General features: G+C 72.8%; 20 protein-coding genes. 8 read left to right on the forward strand and 12 right to left on the reverse strand.

The features are described from left to right. Positions 1 to 148: 148 nt before the first annotated feature. From AC07B0_RS08195 to AC07B0_RS08225, 7 genes are all read right to left on the reverse strand, one after another. The gene (locus AC07B0_RS08195; RefSeq protein WP_356874575.1) at positions 149 to 1,774 is read right to left on the reverse strand and encodes an ABC transporter ATP-binding protein; all 1,626 of its coding nucleotides are present in this window, start codon (positions 1,772 to 1,774) and stop codon (positions 149 to 151) included. Continuing rightward, entirely contained in the window at positions 1,771 to 2,763 is a 993-nt protein-coding gene (locus AC07B0_RS08200) for an ABC transporter permease (RefSeq protein ID WP_356874577.1), read from the reverse strand. Before AC07B0_RS08200 ends, AC07B0_RS08195 begins: the two co-directional genes overlap by 4 nt. Beyond that, entirely contained in the window at positions 2,760 to 3,734 is a 975-nt protein-coding gene (locus AC07B0_RS08205) for an ABC transporter permease (protein WP_478897596.1), read from the reverse strand. The genes AC07B0_RS08200 and AC07B0_RS08205 overlap by 4 nt, the downstream gene beginning before the upstream one ends. Before the next feature lie 5 nt (positions 3,735 to 3,739). After that, the gene (locus tag AC07B0_RS08210) at positions 3,740 to 5,494 is read right to left on the reverse strand and encodes an ABC transporter substrate-binding protein (protein WP_467290272.1); all 1,755 of its coding nucleotides are present in this window, start codon (positions 5,492 to 5,494) and stop codon (positions 3,740 to 3,742) included. A gap of 189 nt (positions 5,495 to 5,683) precedes the next feature. Continuing rightward, a complete protein-coding gene (locus tag AC07B0_RS08215) occupies positions 5,684 to 5,779 on the reverse strand; it encodes an Ms4533A family Cys-rich leader peptide (RefSeq protein WP_356874583.1) in 96 nt (31 codons plus the stop codon). 70 nt (positions 5,780 to 5,849) lie between these two features. Continuing rightward, complete coding sequence (locus tag AC07B0_RS08220; RefSeq protein ID WP_478897333.1) at positions 5,850 to 7,298, reverse strand: DUF3152 domain-containing protein; 1,449 nt, start codon at positions 7,296 to 7,298, stop codon at positions 5,850 to 5,852. A gap of 5 nt (positions 7,299 to 7,303) precedes the next feature. Then, the gene (locus AC07B0_RS08225; RefSeq protein WP_356874587.1) at positions 7,304 to 8,284 is read right to left on the reverse strand and encodes an alpha/beta fold hydrolase; all 981 of its coding nucleotides are present in this window, start codon (positions 8,282 to 8,284) and stop codon (positions 7,304 to 7,306) included. Positions 8,285 to 8,417: 133 nt separating this feature from the next. Here AC07B0_RS08225 and AC07B0_RS08230 point away from each other — a divergent pair, with 133 nt between their 5' ends. The 4 genes from AC07B0_RS08230 (at position 8,418) to AC07B0_RS08245 (ending at position 10,197) form a co-directional block, all read left to right on the forward strand. After that, positions 8,418 to 8,633: a hypothetical protein gene (locus AC07B0_RS08230; RefSeq protein WP_356874589.1), complete on the forward strand. Its 216-nt coding sequence runs from the start codon at positions 8,418 to 8,420 to the stop codon at positions 8,631 to 8,633. Between the two features lie 157 nt (positions 8,634 to 8,790). After that, positions 8,791 to 9,429, forward strand: coding sequence for a TetR/AcrR family transcriptional regulator (locus tag AC07B0_RS08235; RefSeq protein ID WP_356874591.1), 639 nt, complete (start codon positions 8,791 to 8,793; stop codon positions 9,427 to 9,429). Positions 9,430 to 9,549: 120 nt separating this feature from the next. Next, positions 9,550 to 9,777, forward strand: a complete 228-nt coding sequence (locus AC07B0_RS08240; protein ID WP_356874593.1) for a DUF3107 domain-containing protein — start codon at positions 9,550 to 9,552, stop codon at positions 9,775 to 9,777. A 117-nt stretch (positions 9,778 to 9,894) separates the two neighbouring features. Continuing rightward, the gene (locus AC07B0_RS08245) at positions 9,895 to 10,197 is read left to right on the forward strand and encodes a hypothetical protein (RefSeq protein WP_356874595.1); all 303 of its coding nucleotides are present in this window, start codon (positions 9,895 to 9,897) and stop codon (positions 10,195 to 10,197) included. A gap of 124 nt (positions 10,198 to 10,321) precedes the next feature. Here AC07B0_RS08245 and AC07B0_RS08250 read toward each other — a convergent pair whose 3' ends face one another. Then, a complete protein-coding gene (locus tag AC07B0_RS08250) occupies positions 10,322 to 11,080 on the reverse strand; it encodes a ferritin-like fold-containing protein (RefSeq protein WP_356874597.1) in 759 nt (252 codons plus the stop codon). Between the two features lie 449 nt (positions 11,081 to 11,529). On the opposite strand from AC07B0_RS08250, the gene AC07B0_RS08255 reads away from it, so the two are divergent. The 3 genes from AC07B0_RS08255 (at position 11,530) to AC07B0_RS08265 (ending at position 14,800) form a co-directional block, all read left to right on the forward strand. Further along, a complete protein-coding gene (locus AC07B0_RS08255; protein ID WP_478897335.1) occupies positions 11,530 to 13,593 on the forward strand; it encodes a DEAD/DEAH box helicase in 2,064 nt (687 codons plus the stop codon). 100 nt (positions 13,594 to 13,693) lie between these two features. Then, complete coding sequence (locus AC07B0_RS08260; protein ID WP_478897337.1) at positions 13,694 to 14,551, forward strand: alpha/beta fold hydrolase; 858 nt, start codon at positions 13,694 to 13,696, stop codon at positions 14,549 to 14,551. Between the two features lie 96 nt (positions 14,552 to 14,647). After that, positions 14,648 to 14,800 carry a hypothetical protein gene (locus AC07B0_RS08265; protein WP_356874603.1) on the forward strand — a complete coding sequence of 51 codons (153 nt, stop codon included), beginning with the start codon at positions 14,648 to 14,650 and terminating at the stop codon, positions 14,798 to 14,800. Positions 14,801 to 14,863: 63 nt separating this feature from the next. Here the strand turns inward: AC07B0_RS08265 and AC07B0_RS08270 are convergent, their stop codons facing one another. The 4 genes from AC07B0_RS08270 to AC07B0_RS08285 all read right to left on the reverse strand — a co-directional run bounded on the left by AC07B0_RS08270 (position 14,864) and on the right by AC07B0_RS08285 (position 17,862). Then, on the reverse strand, positions 14,864 to 15,469 hold the full coding sequence (locus AC07B0_RS08270; protein WP_356874605.1) for a MarC family protein: 606 nt from the start codon (positions 15,467 to 15,469) through the stop codon (positions 14,864 to 14,866). Between the two features lie 65 nt (positions 15,470 to 15,534). Further along, positions 15,535 to 16,401, reverse strand: coding sequence for a PHP domain-containing protein (locus tag AC07B0_RS08275; protein WP_478897339.1), 867 nt, complete (start codon positions 16,399 to 16,401; stop codon positions 15,535 to 15,537). Between the two features lie 150 nt (positions 16,402 to 16,551). Then, positions 16,552 to 17,193 carry a DUF6758 family protein gene (locus AC07B0_RS08280; protein ID WP_356874609.1) on the reverse strand — a complete coding sequence of 214 codons (642 nt, stop codon included), beginning with the start codon at positions 17,191 to 17,193 and terminating at the stop codon, positions 16,552 to 16,554. A gap of 84 nt (positions 17,194 to 17,277) precedes the next feature. Beyond that, positions 17,278 to 17,862 carry a suppressor of fused domain protein gene (locus AC07B0_RS08285; RefSeq protein WP_356874611.1) on the reverse strand — a complete coding sequence of 195 codons (585 nt, stop codon included), beginning with the start codon at positions 17,860 to 17,862 and terminating at the stop codon, positions 17,278 to 17,280. 373 nt (positions 17,863 to 18,235) lie between these two features. Here AC07B0_RS08285 and AC07B0_RS08290 point away from each other — a divergent pair, with 373 nt between their 5' ends. After that, positions 18,236 to 19,360, forward strand: coding sequence for a magnesium and cobalt transport protein CorA (locus tag AC07B0_RS08290; protein ID WP_356874613.1), 1,125 nt, complete (start codon positions 18,236 to 18,238; stop codon positions 19,358 to 19,360). The last annotated feature ends 26 nt before the right edge of the window (positions 19,361 to 19,386 follow it).

The following is a 19,386-nucleotide window of genomic DNA, read 5'->3' on the forward strand; positions in this document are numbered from 1 at the left end:
CCGCCGCGGAAGAACTCAAGCGGATATGCCGAAGGCGCGACGGACGGTTGTCCGTCGCGCCACCGGAAGGGGTGAAGAGTCGTAACTTTCCCGTACGGTTCGCGTTCGAGCACGCTAGGAAAGGGTGTCTTCCCGGCGCCCGGGCGCCCTAGGCGAAGGCCTCCTGCCGCGCGGAGCGCCGGCCGGCCGCCAGCGCGGGGTCCAGGGCCGGTACGGCGTCGAGCAGCCGGCGCGTGTACGGGTGGGCGGGCCGGTCGTAGACGCGGTCCACGGGGCCCTCCTCGACGATCAGGCCGCCGCGCATGACGGCGACCCGGTCGCTGACCTGCCGGACCACCGCGAGGTCGTGCGCGATGAAGACGAGGGCGATGCCCAGCTCCCGCTGGAGTTCGGCCAGCAGCGCCGTGACCTGCGCCTGGGTGGTGACGTCGAGGGCGGAGACGGGTTCGTCGCAGACGATCAGCCGGGGCCGGGGCGCGAGCGCGCGGGCGATGCCGACGCGCTGGCGCTGGCCGCCGCTGAACTCGTGCGGGTAGCGGTCGTAGTGCCCGGCCTCCAGACCGACGCGGGCGAGGAGTTCGCCGACCCGGGAGCGGATGGCCTTCTCGTCGCGTTCCCCGGCGGCGCGCAGCGGGTCGGCGACGGACTCGCCGACGGAGCGGCGCGGATTGAGGGAGGACACCGGGTCCTGGAAGACCATCTGGGCGCCGGCGGCGATGCCGGTGATCTCGGTGCCCGCGTGCCGGACCTGGCCCGAGCTGGGCGGCAGCAGGCCGACGAGCATCCGTCCGAGGGTGCTCTTGCCGCTGCCGCTCTCCCCGACGATGCCGAGGGTCTCCCCGGCGCGCACGGCGAGCGAGACGCCTCCGACGGCGGCGATCCGGCGCTTGCCGCGGCCGAACTCCCGGCTCAGCGCGAAGGCCTCGACGACGGGCGCGGCCTCGGTGTCGGCGGGCCGCAGCCGGGTCGGGCGCGGGGTGTCCAGCCGGGGCACGGCGGCCAGCAGGGTCCGGGTGTAGGGGGCTTCGGGGGCCGAGAGGACCTCGGTGACCGGGCCCCGTTCGACGGCGGCGCCGTCGCGCATGACGAGCAGGTCGTCCACGTTCTCCGCGGCGACGCCCACGTCGTGGGTGACGAGCAGCAGGCCGAGGCCGCGTTCCTCGCGCAGCCCGTGCAGCAGGTCCAGGATCTGGGCCTGGACGGTGACGTCGAGGGCGGTGGTCGGCTCGTCGGCGATGAGCAGCTTCGGCTCGCAGGCCAGGGCCATCGCGATGAGGGCGCGCTGGCGCATGCCGCCGCTGAACTCGTGGGGCCGGGCGCGGGCGCGCCGGACGGCGTCCGGGATGCCCACCCGGTCCAGGACCTCGACGGCCCGGGCCCGGGCGGCCCGCCGGGAGACGCCGGCGTGGATCCGGTGGACCTCGGCGATCTGGTCGCCGATGGCGTAGTACGGGTCGAGGGCGCTCAGCGGGTCCTGGAAGACCATCGCGGCGGCGCCGCCGCGCAGCCGGCGCAGTTCGGCGGTGGTGGCGGTGGCCACGTCGGTGCCGTCGACGCGGACGGTCCCGGAGAGGCGGGCGCCCGTGCCGTGGTGCAGCCCGAGCAGGGCGGCGGCCACGGTGGACTTGCCGCTGCCGGATTCGCCGACGATGCCGAGGGCGCGGCCGGCCTCCAGGGTGAAGGAGACGCCGTCGACGGCCCGTACGTGTGCGCCGGGTCCGCCGACCGGGAAGTCGACGACGAGGTCGTCCACTTCGACGAGGAGTTCCGTCATGCGAGGGCCACCCTTCGGTCCGCGACGGCGTAGAGCAGGTCGGCGACGGCGCCCGCGATGACGACCGCCGCTCCGATGGCGAGGACGACGCCCACGACCACGGGCAGGTCGACGACCCGCACTCCGTCGATCAGCGTCTTGCCGAGGCCGGGTATGCCGAAGAGGGACTCGGTGAGCACCGCGCCGCCGATCATCGTGCCGAAGTCGACGGCGCTCAGGGCGATCACGGGGGCCACGGCCCCGCGCACGGCGTGCCGGGTGACGATCGCCCGCTCGCCCACGCCGTAGGCGCGGAAGGTGCGGATGTGGTCCTCGGCGAGCGTCTCCAGGGTGGAGCTCCTGGTCAGCCGGGCGTACTTGGCGCTTTCGAAGAAGCCGAGCGTGACCCAGGGCAGCAGCATGTTCCAGGCCCACTGTTCGGGGTCCTCGGTCAGCGGCACGTAGGTCGGGAACGGCAGCCACTGGAGGTAGGCGCACACCGTCATGAGCAGCAGCAGGCCCAGGATGAACACCGGGGTTCCGGTCCCGGCCAGGGTGAGGACGGTCAGGGCGCGTTCGGTGAGGCCGCCGCGGCGGAGCGCGGAGAGCAGCCCGGTGCCGACGCCGACGACGAGCCAGATGACCAGCGCGCCGAGCGCGAGGGACAGGGTCGCGGGGAGCCGCTCCAGGAGCAGCTCGGTGACCTGCCGGTCGTTCTGGTAGGAGAAGCCGAGGCAGGGCGCGTCGCAGTGCAGCAGCAGTCCGGCGCCGCCGGAGTAGTCACGGCCCGCCAGCAGTCCCTGGAGGAAGTGCAGGTACTGCACGATCACGGAGTCGTTGAGCCCGAGCTGTTCGCGGACCTGGGCGATCTGCTGCGGGCTGCAGCGCTCGCCGCAGGCGAGGCGGGCGGGGTCGCCGGGGGCGACGTAGAAGAGGGCGTAGATGAGGACGGACAGGGCGAGCAGGACGAGCAGGGCGCCGCCGGTCCGTTTGAGCACGAAGCGGGTCACGCCCTGCGCTCCTTTCTGGTGCCGACCCGCAGGCGCGAGCCTTCGCGCGGGTCGAGGGCCGTGCGGACGGCGTCGCCGAGGACGGTGAAGGCCAGCACGGTGACGAAGAGCAGCCCGGCGGGGAGCAGGACGTAGGTGGGGTCGGCGCGGAACCAGGTCTGCGCGCTGGACAGCATCTGCCCCCAGGAGGGGGTGGGGGGCTTGACGCCGACCCCGAGGAAGGACAGCGAGGCCTCCGCCACCATGGCGGTGGGGACCTTGATCGCCGCGAGGGTGATGACGGGCGCGGCCAGTGAGGGCAGCAGCTCGCGGCGGGCGATCCGCAGGGTGCCGTTGCCGGAGAGCCGGGCGGATTCGACGAAGTCGAGGCCGTTCAGGGCGAGGGTCTGGGCGCGCACCATGCGGGCGGTGCCGCCCCAGTCGAGCAGCCCGATGATCAGGATGAGCAGCAGCGGGCGGGGGAAGTCGGGCGGGACGACGGCGGTGAGGGCGATGCCGATCACCAGCATGGGCAGCGCGATCATCACGTCGGTGAAGCGGCCGATGAGCTGGCTGACGAAGCGGTTGCCGAGGGCGGCGGCGAGGCCGACGCCCACGCCGACGGCGATCTGCACGGCGGTGGCGCCGAGGGCCACGAGCAGCGAGACCCGCGCTCCGTAGAGGAGGCGGGTGAACAGGTCGCGGCCGGTTCCCGGTTCGACGCCGAGCCAGTGGTCGGCGGAGACGCCGCCGAAGGAGCCGAGGGGGACGCCGCCGCGTGCGGAGTCGACGAGTTCGTCGTGGTAGGCGTTCGGGTCCTGGCCGGTGAGCTGGGCGAACAGGGGTGCGGTGAGGGCGAGCAGGACGAGCAGGGCCAGGACGGCGGCGGCCGCGAGGGCCGCGGGGCGGCGCAGCAGGCGCCGTACGACCTGGCGCGCGGCGCCCGCCGCCGGGGTGACGGCCCCGGCGGCGGACACCGGCTTTTCGATCAGGACGCTCACTTGACGGAGACCTGCGAGATGTCGAGGACGCCGGTCCAGTCGCTGATGACGACGTTCTTGACGTCCTTGCCCACGAGGCGCTTGTAGACCGGGTGGAACAGGGGCACGTCGAGGGCCTGCTCGCCGATCTTCTTGTCGAGGGCGCCCCAGCGCTTGCCGGCGGCCGCGAGGTCGGTCAGCTTGGCGATCTCGTCGATCTCGGTGTTCACGGCCGGGTCGTCGAGCTGGGCGTGGTTGTAGTTCGAGCCGTTGGTGACGATCTGCCGGCCGTCGAAGATCGGGGCCAGGAAGGGGGCGCCGGAGGGCCAGTCGGCGCCCCAGCGGGAGAGGAAGAAGCCGGGGGTGTTCTTGACGTCCCAGCGCTTCTCGTTGAAGGCGTTGTTCTCCAGGCCCTCCAGCTTGACGGTGATCCCGGCGGCGGCGAGGGCCTGCTGGACGGCGGTGGCGACCTCGGGGCTGGTCTGCCGGTTCTGGGCGGTGGAGTGGGTCAGGGTGATGGTGAGGCCGTCGGGGAAGCCCGCTTCCTTGAGGAGCTCCTTGGCCTTGGCCGGGTCGCCGGTCTTGCCCGCCGGGAAGTGGTCGTAGGGCGCGTACCCGAAGGCTTCCCGCTCGGGGAGGAAGGTGGTGGCGGGCTCGGCGAGGGCGGAGCCGCCGGCCGCGTTGATGACGCTGGTGCGGTTGACGGCGTACGAGATCGCCTGGCGGACCTTCGGGTTGTCGAAGGGGGCGACCTTCGGGTTGAAGGCCAGGTAGTTGACGTAGCCGAAGTGGCCGGTGCCGACGCGGGAGGCCAGCTCCTTGTTGTCGCCGATCTGTGCGAGTTCGGCGGGTCCGAGGTTGGTGTCGGTGGTGACGGCGGCCGCGTCCGGGCCGGAGCTGGTGGACAGCCGCTGGTTGATGACCGCCGCGTCGAGGCCGGAGCGGACGTCGATCTTGTCCGGGTAGGCCTTGCGCTCCTCGTCGGTCTTCTCGTCCCAGTGTTCGTTGCGCTCCAGGGTGAGGTGCTCGCCGTCGCCCTCGTTCTTGACGACCTTGTACGGGCCGGAGGAGACCGGGTGCTCCTCGTACTTGACTCCGGTGTCCTTGCCCTTGGGCACGGGGGCGAACTGCGTCTGGGTGGCGAGGAAGGGGAACTCGCCCTCGGGCTTGCGGAGTTTGAAGACGATCGTCTTCGCGTCCGGCACCACGATGGAGTCGAGTCCCTTTCCGCCGTCCTTGTAGGGGCCCTCGTAGCTCTCGCCGCCGACGAGCCAGTCCCGCAGGTAGGGGGCGCCGCCGGAGAGTTCGGCGGCGAAGGAGCGCTCGATGCCGTACTTGATGTCGGCGGTGGTGATCGGGGAGCCGTCCTCGTACTTGAGTCCGTCCTTGAGCGTGTACGTCCACTCGGTGGCGTCGGCGTTGGGCTTGCCGAGGTCGGTGGCGAGGTCGGGGACGACCTTGGCGCCGGCCGGTCCGTCCTCGCGGTTGCGGGTGGTCAGCGTGCGGAACACCAGCGAGGGAACGTTTCCGCCGCCCGAGGTGTAGAGGCGGGCCGGGTCGAAGTCGCTCTGCGGCTCGTTGTTGAGGACGCTCAGGGTGCCGCCCTTCTGCGGGGCGCCCCCGGTGGCGCCCGGCTTGTCACCGGCGCCGGTCTTCTCCGCGGCGTCCTTGGGCCCGCACGCCGCGGCGCCCCCGGCCAGTACGAGGCTGACGGCGACCGCGGCCACACGGCGCGATATCTGGGACTGACGGGCTGGACCGACGGAAAGCATGGGAAAGGGGTACCTCTCGGCGTGGAGTGGAATGCGGAAAGGGCCACGCGAGGGCAGCTGTCACCGGTCGGCGAAAGGTTCGGGAACCGGAGGGAACGAGGCGGCCGCGCCCGCGGGCGGAAGGCCCGGGCGCGGCGAGACGGTCGATGACGGGACGGTCAGAGACGGGGTCGCGCGCTCAGGCAGGCGTCAGCGACAGAAGATGTCGGCCACGCTGTGCGCGGCCACACCGAGGAGCGCCAGCTCGATGGCGGCGCTCGCGGAGACGGTGTGGTGGTGCGACATGCGGAGAACAATTACCGATCAGCGGACACCTTGTCAACGAAAGAACCGGCCGCCGATCCGCCGGTTCCCGTCAACCCCCGGGGAAAACCCAGGGATTGGCCTTGCACTGAATGTTGTTGATGTCGAGGGATTTCGTCTGCTGCTGCATGATCGGCGCGAGCGCGCCCGGCGTCTGGCAGCTCACGTGCCCGTGCCCGAGGCGGTGCCCGACCTCGTGGTTGATGAGCATCTGCCGGTACGCGAGCATCTGGTCCGCGCCGTAGGTCGGCGAGCCCTGCGCCCAGCGGAACGCGTTGATCATCACGCGTTCGGTGGAGGCGGAGTCGCAGGAGACGTTGTCGACGGTGGTGTCCAGACCGGACTTGGCGCACCAGACGCCGGTGGTCCCCGGGCTGGCCAGGGTGATCACGAACTCGGCCTCGCCGCCCGGCACCCGCTCGAAGGTCATCGCGCCGTTGTGGGCCCAGCTGCGCGGGTCGTTGAGGGTGCGCTGCACGGCCTCCGCGAAGAGCTGGTGGTCCAGGCCCAGCCCCTGCTCGACGTCGACCCGGTAGCGCACCACCTTGCCCTTGCCGGGCGCCTTGACCACACCGGGCACGGTGTCGAAGGCGCCCGGGCCCTTCAGCTGGGCGTCGATGGGCAGTTGCAGCGCCATCTGCTGCTCGAACGTCAGCTGCGGCGCGGGCGCGGCCACGACCGGCGGCGGGGAGGCGGGCGTCGGGCGGCCGTCCGAGCGGGAGGCCGCCGACTCGCTCACGCGGTCGGGAGTGTCGTCGCCGGCCGCGGCCGCCCCGCCCGCGGACTCGCCGTCGAGGGCCACCTGCCCCGCGACGACGACGGCCAGGACGGTGGTGACGGCCGCGGCGGCCATCCCCGTGTACGTACGGATCTTCGCGCCGCGCCCGGGTCCGGGGCGGTCCCCGGCGGTCGCCCCGGACTCCGGCGCCGCCTCGGACTCGGTCGGCCCGGGCTCCCTCGGCCCGGGCACGAGCGGCGCCCCGGCCGCACGCGGCGGCGGGGCCGTGACCCGGGGGAAGCCGGCGGCGGGCGTACCGAAGGGCGGGGTGTCGGTGTCCCGGACCGGCGGCGGGGCGTACGCGGTGGTCCGCGGGACCCCCCGCCAGTCCCCGTACACGGCGCCCCGCACCGGCTCCGGCGAGGGGTTCGCGCCCCAGGCCCCGCCCGGTTCGCGCTGCTCGGGCCGGCCGCCGGGCCGCGCTCCGGGGCGGGCCGCGGGGGCGTATCCCCGGTGGATGACGGTGGGTTCGGGCGCCCGGCGCGGGGCGGGCGGATCCTCGTAGGACGCGGGGGGCGGCGCGTAGCGGTCCTGGGCCCGGTCGTGGGGGGCGGGCGCCCCGTAGGGCGGCGGATCGTACGGCGCCGGATCGTAGGGCGGCGGTTCGTAGAGGGCGCCGGGGGGAGGTCCGTACGGATCCTCGTACGGGTCCTCGTACGGCGCGGGCTCCGGCCGGGCGGCGGCAGGGGCGGGGGAAGGGGCCTTGCGACTATGTCGTCCCACGGTCCTCAGCCCTTGCCGTCTTCGGCGTCTCGGTCGGTGTCGTGCAGCAGCTCCCGGAAGGCGGCGGCCACCACCTCGGGGTACTCCATCATCGCCACGTGCCCGGCCTCGGGCAGGCACAGCAGCCGCGAACCCCGGAAGGCCGCGGCGGCCTTGCGCGCCATACGGTACGAGACCAGTTGGTCGCGGCCACCGTAGACCAGCAGGGTCGGCGCGAGCACGCGCTGCGCCTGCCGCCACAGCCCGTGCTGCCCGCCGAGGGTGTAGGCGTCGACGATCCCCCGTGACGAGCGGGTCATCGCCTCCCAGAAGTACGGCAGGGCCATCCGCCGTTCCATCTCCTCGACGGCGTGCGCGAACCCCTCCGGTGTCACCCGGGAGGGGTCTCCGTAACAGAGGCCCGTCACCCCCCGGGTGCGCTGCTCGGCGGTCAGCCCGCGGGTGAGCCGCACGAGCAGGGGGGCCATGCCGGGCACCGCCAGCAGGGCGGTGGGGACGGCCGATCTCTGCACGCGCAGCTCCGGCAGCGCCGGGGAGACCAGCGTCAGGGTCCGCACCAGGTCGGGCCGGACCGCCGCGACCCGGGTGGAGACGGCCCCGCCGAGGGAGTTCCCGAACAGGTGGACCGGCCCGCGCCCGGCGGCGTCGAGGTGACGGATGACGGCCCGGGCGAGCGCGGTCACCGAGTAGTCGCGGTCGGCGGGCGGCGGGGACCAGCCGAAGCCGGGGAGGTCGACCGCCTCGCCGTCGACGGTGCCGGCGAGCTGCTCCATGAGCACGGACCAGTTCTGGGAGGAGCCGCCGAGTCCGTGCACGAAGAGCGCGGGCGGCAGGTCGTCCCGTACGGGTGGCCGGAAACGTACGTTCAGCTCCAGGCCCGGCAGCGCGACGGTGCGCAGCTGCTCTCCTTCGGCCACCCGCACCGCTCCCACCTGGGAGTTCGGCTCGGGGGTGGACCGCACACCCGGCAGCTCGGTCGAAGACATGGGGCAATGTTACGAGAGGATCACGCTCACCCCCCTGTCTTCCCTTGTGTTGGCGGTCACAGGACCGCCTGGCGGCGCATCCCCGATCCTCCTAGGCTCGTAGTGAGGTACGAGCGAAGGCGAGGGGAGCGCGATGACTGTCGACCCTGCGGAACCGGACACCTTCCGGGGGAGGATTCCGGAGATCACCGACCCCGAGGCGCCCGAAGCGGACGCCGCGGAACAACTGGCCGAACTCCAGCCGCAGGAGGACGACCCGCTGTCCGGCCTGGAGCCGGGAGAGGCACCCGAGGCGGACGCCGCCGAACAGGCCCGGGTGGTCCCGCTCGACGAGGAGGACTACCGCTGACGGCCCGCACGCACCGCCCGCCCGCCGCTGACCAGCGTGTCCGGCTGGTCCGTACCGCGAGAAAACTCGGCTTGAACCCACCAGATCGGGTTACCGAAAAGTACGATGGCGGCGCGGCGCAGAGCGCACTGTGTACTGAAAGAAAGTGGGAGGCGGCGTGACAGCCATCGAGCAGACCGAGGCAGCGCGTCCGCGGGGCACGCGACTGCCGCGCCGCGCCCGGCGCAACCAGCTCCTGGGCGCGGCCCAGGAGGTGTTCGTCGCGCAGGGCTACCACGCCGCCGCGATGGACGACATCGCGGAACGCGCCGGAGTCAGCAAGCCGGTGCTCTACCAGCACTTCCCCGGCAAGCTCGACCTCTACCTGGCGCTGCTGGACCAGCACTGCGAGGCACTGCTGCTGGCGGTGCGCACGGCGCTGGAGTCGACCAGCGACAACAAGCTGCGCGTGGCGGCGACGATGGACGCCTACTTCGCGTACGTCGAGGACGAGGGCGGCGCCTTCCGGCTCGTCTTCGAGTCGGACCTGACGAACGAGCCCGCGGTGCGCGAGCGCGTCGACCGCGTCTCGCTCCAGTGCGCCGAGGCGATCTCCGACGTCATCGCCGAGGACACGGGCCTGTCGAAGGACGAGTCGATGCTGCTGGCCGTGGGCCTGGGCGGGGTCTCTCAGGTCGTGGCCCGGTACTGGCTGTCCAGCGAGAGCCCGGTCGCCCGGGACACCGCGGTCGGCCTGCTGACCTCGCTGGCCTGGCGGGGCATCGCCGGCTTCCCGCTGCACGGCACCGACGCCTGACCGGCGGCTGTTCGCTGCGAGCGTGTCCGCCGCGAGCCGATCGTGTCCCCTCTCCGGGCTAATGTGGACCGGGTACGGCGCGGCTGATCGCGCGAACCGGACCGTCGGAGGGACAAAGCCGTGGAGGTCAAGATCGGCGTGCAGCACGCACCCCGGGAGATCGTGCTGGAGAGCGACCTGAGCGCCGAGGAGCTGGAGAGCATCGTCTCGGCCGCTCTGTCGGGCACGGCGCCGCTGCTCAGCCTCACCGACATCAAGGGCCGCAAGGTCCTGGTGCCGTCGGACCGCCTGTCGTACGTCGACCTGGGTGAGCCGAGCGCGCGCAAGGTCGGTTTCGGAGCGCTCTGAAGCACCGGGAACTGAGAGGAACGGCCCGGCGGTTGACCCCGCCGGGCCGTTTCCCTTTCGTCCCCTTCGGGTAGGACCGCAGTGACCCGGTTTGCCCTGACGTATGGGAGTGACCAGATGCTGCTGATGGAGGCGCTCGGCTCCGGCCTGCTGGGCCTCGCCCTGTCCGGCGCGGCCGTGCGCGGACTCGCCAGGCGGCTGCCGTCTCCCAGAACGGTCCTGGTCAGCGGTGTGGCGGGGGCGCTCTTCGGGGCCTACCTCACGCACACGGCGCTGGGTCCGGGGCACAACACCCTGGCCGCCACGTTCGTCGGCGCCGGCCTGGTGTCGGCCGTCGTGCTCTCGCTGCTCCTGCGTCCGGCCCAGCACTCCGGGAGGCCGCCCCGCCGGGCTCCGTTTTCGCTCCCGTCGCGGGGCTGAGACCCCCGGACGAGAGCCGACCCCCGGACGAGAGCCGACCCCCGGACGAGAGCAGGGGCCCTGACGGACAGGGCCCCTGAGTCGTGATCCGGTGCGTGACCTGTGATCCGGTGCGTGACCGGGGTCAGGCCGCCAGGCCCAGCGCGGCCATCCGCTTGGTGTGCGCCTTCGTGATCCGGGTGAACATCTCGCCGACGGCCGCCAGGTCGAAGCCCGCCGCCATTCCGTCGACGCCGCCGACCAGCATCGTCGACAGCGCGTCGCGTTCCGCGACGACCCGCTGTGCCTGCGAGAGGGCCTCGCCCATCAGCCGGCGCGCCCACAGCGCGAGGCGGCCGCCGCAGCGCGGGTCGGCCTCGATCGCGGCGCGGACCTTCTCGACGGCGAAGCCGCCGTGGCCGGTGTCGTCGAGCACGCCGACGACCAGGGCGCGGGTGTCGGTGTCGAGGTGGGTGGCGACCTCGCGGTAGAAGTCGCTGGCGATCGAGTCGCCGACGTACGCCTTGACCAGGCCCTCCAGCCAGTCCGACGGGGCCGTCTGGCGGTGGAAGTCGTCGACGCCCTTGGCGAAGGGCTCCATTGCGGCCGTCGGCTCGGTGTCGATCGCGGCGAGCCGGTCGCGCAGCCGCTCGAAGTGGTGGAACTCGGCGGAGGCCATCTTCGCGAGTTCGGCCTTGTCACCGAGGGTGGGTGCGAGCTTCGCGTCCTCCGCGAGCCGCTCGAAGGCCGCGAGCTCTCCGTACGCCAGCGCGCCGAGGAGGTCCACGACGGCGGCCCGGTACTGCGGCGACGCCGAGGCGGTCGCCCAGTCCTGGGCGGCGATACCGTGCGCCTCGGCGGGGGTGCCGTCGTCGGCGGGAGATGCGTTTTCTACGGTCGACATGCTCCGCACAATAGCCGCCCGAAAGGCCGCACAAGGCACCACTCCCGCACACTGTCAGTCCACGTAAACGCGCCTACCCGGTGAATTCACCCGACACAGCTGCGCGATTCCGGGGTACAGTGGTAATGCGCCTGCCGAATACTCGGCGGGCCATCCGAATGAGGATGCCCGGTCGGTGGCCCGATCGGCTCCAACCCGACCGCCCTCGGTGTGGTGCGTACGTCCATGCGTACCGCCTCCGCACGAGGGGCCCCCTCAGCGGCAGAAGCGCTTGAGCGAAGGCTAGTGGTCCCGCGCAGCTTCGTACGTAGCAGTACTGCAAGCACGGCACGGTACGACCCCCCTCGCCGCCTCGCGCCGCGTCTCACAGAAGAGGCAGCACCCTGACTACGTTCCGAGACCTCGGGATCTTTCCCGAGACGGCCGAGGCCCTTGAGGCCGTCGGCATCGTGTCCCCCTTCCCGATCCAGGAGATGACCCTCCCCGTCGCCCTTTCCGGCACGGACGTCATCGGCCAGGCCAAGACCGGTACCGGCAAGACGCTGGGCTTCGGTCTCCCCCTGCTGGAGCGGGTCGTCGTCCCCGCGGACGTCGAGGCGGGCCGGGCGACGCCCGAGCAGCTGACCGACGCTCCGCAGGCCCTCGTGGTGGTTCCGACCCGCGAGCTGTGCACCCAGGTCACCAACGACCTCCTGACCGCGGGCAAGGTCCGCAACGTCCGCGTCCTCGCCATATACGGCGGCCGCGCGTACGAGCCGCAGGTCGAGGCGCTCAAGAAGGGCGTCGACGTGATCGTCGGCACCCCGGGCCGCCTGCTCGACCTGGCCGGCCAGAAGAAGCTCGACCTGTCCAAGGTCAAGGCCCTCGTCCTCGACGAGGCCGACGAGATGCTCGACCTGGGCTTCCTGCCCGACGTCGAGAAGATCATGGGCTACCTGCCCGTCAAGCGTCAGACGATGCTGTTCTCGGCGACCATGCCGGGCGCCGTCATCGGGCTGGCCCGCCGGTACATGACGCAGCCCACGCACATCCGCGCCGTCTCCGAGGACGGCGAGGGCGCGACCGTCGCCAACATCAAGCAGCACGTCTTCCGTGCGCACAACATGGACAAGCCGGAGCTCGTCTCCCGCATCCTCCAGGCCGAGGGCCGTGGCCTCGCCATGATCTTCTGCCGCACCAAGCGCACCGCGGCCGACATCGCCGAGCAGCTGGAGAAGCGCGGCTTCGCCTCCGGCGCCGTCCACGGCGACCTGGGCCAGGGCGCCCGCGAGCAGGCGCTGCGCGCGTTCCGCAACGGCAAGGTCGACGTGCTGGTGTGCACCGACGTCGCCGCGCGCGGCATCGACGTCGAGGGTGTGACCCACGTCATCAACTACCAGACGCCGGAGGACGAGAAGACCTTCCTGCACCGCGTGGGCCGCACCGGCCGCGCGGGCAACAAGGGCATCGCCGTCACCCTGGTCGACTGGGACGACATCCCGCGCTGGCAGCTGATCAACAAGGCGCTGGAGCTGGACTTCCACGACCCGGTCGAGACGTACTCCACGTCCCCGCACCTGTTCGAGGAAATGAACATCCCGGCCGGCACCAAGGGCGTCCTGCCCCGCGCCGAGCGCACCCGGGCCGGCCTGAAGGCCGAGGACCTGGAAGACCTGGGCGAGACCGGCGGGCGCGGTGCCCGTGGCGGCCGCGGCCCCGCTGCCGCCGCCGTGGTGACCGAGGAGCGCCCCGCGCGCACCCGTACGCCGCGTCAGCGCCGCCGCACCCGTGGTGGTGCGGACCTGGGCTCCGAGACCGTGGACGCCCCGGCGGCCCCGGCCGTCTCCGAGGCCGCTCCGGCGGGCGACGAGCCGCGCAGGCCGCGCCGCCGCCGGACCCGCGTGTCCGCCTCGGCCGCCGCCGCCGCGGTGGCCGAGGCCGCCGTCGTCGAGGCGCCGGTCGCCGAGGCCCCGGTGGTCGCCCCCGCCGCGGCTCCGGTCGTCGCCCCGGCCCCGGCCGAGGCTGCGGTCGTGGCCGAGGAGGCCCCGGTCAAGGCGCGCCGCACCCGGACCCGCAAGGCCGCCGCGCCGGTCGCCGAAGCGGCCGTCATCCCGGCCCCGGCCGAGGAGGCCCCGGCCGCGCCGCGTCGCAGCCGGGCCCGCAAGGCCGTGGCGCCGGCCGCCGAGGCCGTCGTCGTCCCGGCTCCGGCCGTGGCCGAGGAGGCTCCGGTCGCGCCGCGCCGTCCCCGCGTCCGCAAGGTCGTGGCGCCCGCCGCCGACGAGCCGGACTTCCAGATGGCCCCGCTGGTGGAGCCGGTCAAGGCCCGCCGTACCCGGCCGCGCAAGGTGGTGGAGGCGGCTCCGGTCGCCGAGGCCGCCGCGCCGGCCGAGGAGGCTCCGGCGAAGCCGAAGCGCACCCGGACCCGTAAGGCCGCCCCGGCCGCCGAGGCCGCCGCTGCGGTGGCCGAGGAGGCCCCGGCCAAGCCGCGCCGTACCCGCGCCCGCAAGGTCGCGGAGACCGCCCCGGAGGCGTAGGGCTCACACCCCGCGAACGGCCCCGGTCCCCTTTCGAGGGGGCCGGGGCCGTCCGCGTACCCGGGATGAGGACTCCCCTACGGGCCGGTAGCCTCGGGCCATGAGCAAGCCGCCGCGCCTCACGCTGCCCTCCGTCGCCCGCGCGTACCGCCTGTCCACCGCCCGCGGCGTCTTCGCCGTGCACGAGGCCGGGGAGGCCGTGCGCGGCACCGCCCTGCTGGTCCCGGGGTTCACGGGCAGCAAGGAGGACTTCGTCGGCCTGCTGGATCCCCTGGCCACCGCCGGGTACCGGGTGGTCGCCGTCGACGGGCGCGGACAGTACGAGAGCCCCGGCCCGCGCGACGAGGCCGCGTACGAGCTGCCGGAGCTGGCCCGCGACGTCCTGGCCCAGGCCGCCGCGCTCGGCGGGGGCCCGCTGCACCTGGTCGGGCACTCCCTCGGCGGCCTGATCGCCCGCGCGGCCGTGTTGCGCGACGCCGCGCCCTTCGCCTCGCTCACCCTGCTGAGCAGCGGGCCCGCCGCGATCACGGAGGTCCAGCAGGCCCGGACGAAGCTGCTGGTCGCCGGGCTGGAAGCGCTGCGGGACGACATGCCGGCCCTCTGGGCGGCGATGCGCTCCCAGGATCCGGAGGACGCCGTCCCGGACTCCCCCGAGATGGCGGAGTTCCTGCGGGAGCGCTGGCTGGCGACCGTCCCGGAGCAGTTGATCACGACCGGCCGGGTGCTGATCGCCGAGCCGGACCGGGTGGAGGAGCTCGCGGCCGTCCCGCTGCCCAAGCTGGTGCTGTCCGGAACCGTCGACTACGCCTGGCCGGTGCCTCTGATGGACGACATGGCCGTCCGCTTGAGCGCGGCGCGAGTCGTGGTCGAGGGCGCCGAGCACTCCCCCAATGCCGAGAACCCGCAGGTCACGGCCGGTGCGCTGGCGTCCTTCTGGGAGAGCGCCCTCCAGAGGTAGTTAGCCAATGAAAAAATTTCCTTAGCGTAGGGAATGTTTGCCGCTTACACTTCGTTAACCCTGTGCAAGGAGAAACACCGACGAAGGGAGAAGCCGATGCGCTTCGAGATTCTGCGCCTGGACGACGTCGACGGAACCGCCGTGGACAGCACCGTCGTGGACGCGGCCTCCGTCAACCGGATCGTGCAGCAGGCCGCCTCTGTGGGCCAGCGCATTCTGATCCGACCGGCCGAGACGGCGTCCTCCTGATCTTCGACGAACGCCCCCGCACCGATCACGGTGCGGGGGCGTTCGCGCGTCCGGGGCGGGACGTCAGCTTCCGCGGACGACCTGGAGCACGCCGTTGATGATCTGCTGGACGGCGATGGCGGACAGCATCATGCCGGCGAGCCGGGTGACGAGGACCACGCCGCCGTCCTTGATGATCCGGATGATCACGAGCGAGTAGCGCATGGTCAGCCACAGCACCACGTGCATGGCGACGATCGCGCACCAGACCGAGACCTGACCGGTCACACCGTCGGCCTTCTGCACGGCGAGGATGACGGACACGATCGCACCGGGGCCGGCCAGCAGCGGCATGCCCAGCGGGACGAGGGCGACGTTCACGTCCTTGGTCTGCTTGGGCTCGTCCGTCTTGCCCGTGAGCAGGTCGAGCGCGATCAGCAGGAGCAGCAGACCGCCCGCGATCATCAGCGCGGGGACGGAGACGTGCAGGTAGTCCAGGATCTGCTGACCGCAGATCCCGAAGACGGCGATGACGCCGAAGGCCACGCAGACCGCCTGCCAGGCCATGCGGCGCTGCACCTTGGCGGGGCGTCCGGAGGTCAGGGCGAGGAAGATCGGCGTGATCCCCGGGGGGTCCATAATCACAAAAAGCGTGAGAAAAAGGGATCCGAAGACGGCGAAGTCGAACACAGTGATGCCTTGCAGGTGAGGGGTGTGACGCGAAAGGGGGGCGGGCGGAGCGCGGGGGGCGGCGCTTACGCGCGGGCGTCTCCGCCGGCGCCGGGCACGGGGAAGGCGCCGGTCGCACGGCGCGTGATCTCGCCGTAGATCTCGGGGTCGGTCGTGTACTCCCCGAGGCGGCAGGTCTTGCGGCTGCCGTGGTAGTCGCTGGACCCGGTCGTCAGCAGGCCGAGGTCCGCGGCCAGACCGCGCAGCCGGACACGGGTGTCCGGGTCGTGGTCCATGTGGTCCACCTCGATGCCGTCCAGGCCGGCGGCCGCCAGGGCGGCTATCGCGGACTCGGGCACGCAGGTGCCGCGCTTGACGGCGGCGGGGTGCGCGACGACGGTGACCCCGCCGGCCGCCTTGACCAGGCGGACGGCGTCGAAGGGGTCCAGCTCGTGCTTCTCCGCGTACGCGCGGCCGCCGTTGGCGAGCCAGTCCGCGGTGAACGCGTCGGAGACGGTGGGGACGACGCCCAGCTCGACGAGGGCGGTGGCGATGTGCGGGCGGCCGACGGAGCCGTCGCCCGCGATGCGGGCCACCTGCTCCCAGGTGATGTCCACGCCGAGCGCGCGCAGCTTGCCGACCATCGCCTGGGCGCGGGGGGTGCGGTCGTCGCGGACGAGCTCCCGCTCGCGGGAGAGCTCGGGCTCCAGCGGGTCGAAGAGGTACGCGAGCATGTGCAGGCCGACTCCGTCGAGGCGGCACGACAGCTCGGCGCCCGTGACCAGGGTCAGCCCGGCGGGGAGGGCGGCGAGCGCCTCCGCGTATCCGCCGACGGTGTCGTGGTCGGTCAGCGCGACCACGTCCAGCCCGGCCGCGGCGGCGTTGCGCACCAGCTCGGCGGGGGTGTCCGTACCGTCGGAGGCGGTGGAGTGGGCGTGCAGGTCGATGCGCACAGCCGAACTCCAGGGCTCACGGGGGCGGGGGGACACTCCAGGATAACCGCGCTTCCCCCTTGCCCCTGCCCCGGCCGGGCGGGGACGGGGGCGGGTTCGGCTCCGCCCGTGCCGGGGTCGTGCGGGGGCTGCGGGTGGGCCGGGGCCGGCTCAGGGAGTCAGGATGCGGGGGCTCAGCGCTCCGCAGGGGAGCAGTTCCACCTCGGAGCCCGCGTCGCGGAGGTCGGTGAGGACCAGTTCGTCGTACATCAGGAGGCCGGACTGCTCCGGCCAGACCACGGCCCACAGCCACAGCCCCCGCGCCTCGCCCGCGAAGACGGCCCTGTCGTCCGGGACCCCGGAGACGTGCCACAGCGGCGTCGGCCGGCCCGCCGCGACGACCTTGGCGTGGGGCGGCGCCGAGACGTCGATGCGCGAACCGGGGTCGGGGTCGTCGATGCCGGCGAACCGCGCGCCGAGGCCGACGCCGAGTTCCTCCGCGACCAGCAGCAGCTCGCCGATGCCCCCCAGCGGCCCCGGCCCCGAGCAGGCGACGGCGGTGGCGCGGCCGCCGCTGCGGTCGTCCCCGGCGGAGGCGACCCCGGTGAACAGCCACCCCACCGGCAGGGGCCACGGCATCCACACCGGCACCTGCGCCCGGTGGACGACCACGCTCAGCCCTTCGACACTGGGCGGGATGACCGGTTGCAGCGGGTGGACGGCTCCGTGGTCGGCGCACTGCCAGGAATCGGCGAAAAGACCGGGCGCGCGCACCCGGCCACCGCACTTCGGGCAACTCGGTTCGCCCCTCATAGGAAGCACGCTCCTCCCCGCCCGGCGCCCCGTCAAGGCACGATCACCCGTCCGGATGTCATCCGTACCCGCGGGCGCGGGCGCTCAGTCCAGTGCGACGGCCGTACGCAGAGGGTCCCGCAGATCGGTGCCGCGCGCGAGCCAGCGTTCCTGGAGGGCGGCGGCGCCGTGGACGCGCTTCCAGGCGGCCTCGTTCGCCGTCATCGGCAGGAGGGGGAGGAAGCGGACCGGGTCCATGGGGTCGTCCAGGTCGAGGTCCCCGACGAGGCCGCCCGGCTCGGCGACGAGCACGGAGGTGAACGGGGCCCCGTCCCAGAGCGGTTCGCCGACGTCGAGGGAGGCGCCGGGGGCCACGATCAGCCCCTCGACCATCGGGGAGGCGGCCAGCACCGCGAGCGGGCGCAGCAGTTTGTCGGTCGGGGCGAGCCCGGCCCGTACGGTCAGGACCAGCTCGGCGCGCGGGCCGCGGACCGGGTCGGCGACGACGTCGGTCGGATCGGCCATGGGGTGCGCGGACATGCCGAGGGTCGCGTACCGCAGGAGGTCTCCCTCGGCGAAGCGGAGGACCTCGATGCGGTCGGTGCCCAGGAAGGTGACGGCGGCGCGGGCGTCGGGTTCGCCGAACGTGCTGCGGAGCCGGGCTTCCACGAGGGCCAGAATTTCTGCCATGGAGCGAGCATAGAACTCGTATCGCGCGGGTAAAGGGCGGGTCCTGACCATCCGTCGGCTGTTAGTGTGGACAGCTGGTCGGGGCCGCGCGCAGCAGGGCCCCTCCCAGCGGTGAGAGGACGTCCCCTACGGGGGACCGGCCGGAGGAGGTGGGGCTGCGGTGGATCGAAGTCGATCGTGCAGTACCAATCGCTCTTCCACTTGTCCGGCGGACGCTTCCCGCCCGCTGTGATCTTCTGATCAGTAGAAGAGCGACGGCAGAACTTTGTCCTCCCGTCCTGCTTCCTTCCGAACCGCCCGGGTCTGCCCGCCCGTGGCCGCGGAAGGCCTCCCACCCGTACGGTCCGCAGCCGTGCGCGCGAAGGAGCCTGCCATGTCGATGCTGCCCTACCTCCGTGCCGCCGTCCGTCCGGCACTGCGCAAGTCCACCCCCGTACAGCCCGGCTACGACGCCACCCGCGACCCCTCCGCCAGCAGTGCGGTGGTCGACTGCGCCGTGTACCGCGACGGCCGGCGCGACCTGCGCGGGCCCGGGGCGGCGTGTCTGACGCCGCGCGAGGCGATCCGCCGGGTCCGTGAGGACGGCGGTTTCGCCTGGATCGGCCTCCACGAGCCGACCGAGGCCGAGTTCGCGGGGATCGCCGCCACCTTCGGTCTGCACCCGCTCGCCGTGGAGGACGCGGTGCACGCGCACCAGCGGCCGAAGCTGGAGCGCTACGACGACACCCTCTTCACCGTCTTCAAGACCATCCACTACGTCGACCACGCCGAACTCACCGCGACCAGCGAGGTGGTGGAGACCGGCGAGGTGATGTGCTTCACCGGCCCGGACTTCGTCATCACCGTCCGGCACGGCGGCCAGGGCTCCCTGAAGGGCCTGCGCCACCGCCTCCAGGACGACCCGGACCTGCTCTCGCGCGGCCCCTCGGCGGTGCTGCACTCGATCGCCGACCACGTGGTCGACGGGTACATCGCGGTCGCCGCGGCCGTGCAGGACGACATCGACGAGGTGGAGAGCGAGGTGTTCGCCGCGCCCGCCAAGGGTGTGAGCCGGGGCGGTGACGCGGGCCGGATCTACCAGCTCAAGCGCGAGGTGCTGGAGTTCAAGCGGGCGGTGGCGCCGCTGCTGCGGCCGATGGAACTGCTGAGCGAGCGCCCGATGCGGCTGGTGGACCCGGCCGTCCAGAAGTACTTCCGTGACGTCGCCGACCACCTGGCGCGGGTGCACGAGCAGGTCGTGGGCTTCGACGAGCTGCTGAACTCGATCCTCCAGGCCAACCTCGCGCAGGCGACCGTCGCCCAGAACGAGGACATGCGCAAGATCACCTCCTGGGCGGCGATCATCGCGGTGCCGACGATGATCTGCGGGGTGTACGGGATGAACTTCGAGCACATGCCCGAGCTCCAGTGGAAGTACGGCTACCCGATGGTGATGGCCTCGATCGTCGGGATCTGCTTCACCATCCACCGCGCGCTGCGGCGCCACGGCTGGCTGTAGCCGGGCGGAGCCGACGGCCTACCCTG

The sequence above is a fragment of the Streptomyces sp. NPDC044704 genome, assembly GCF_056433525.1.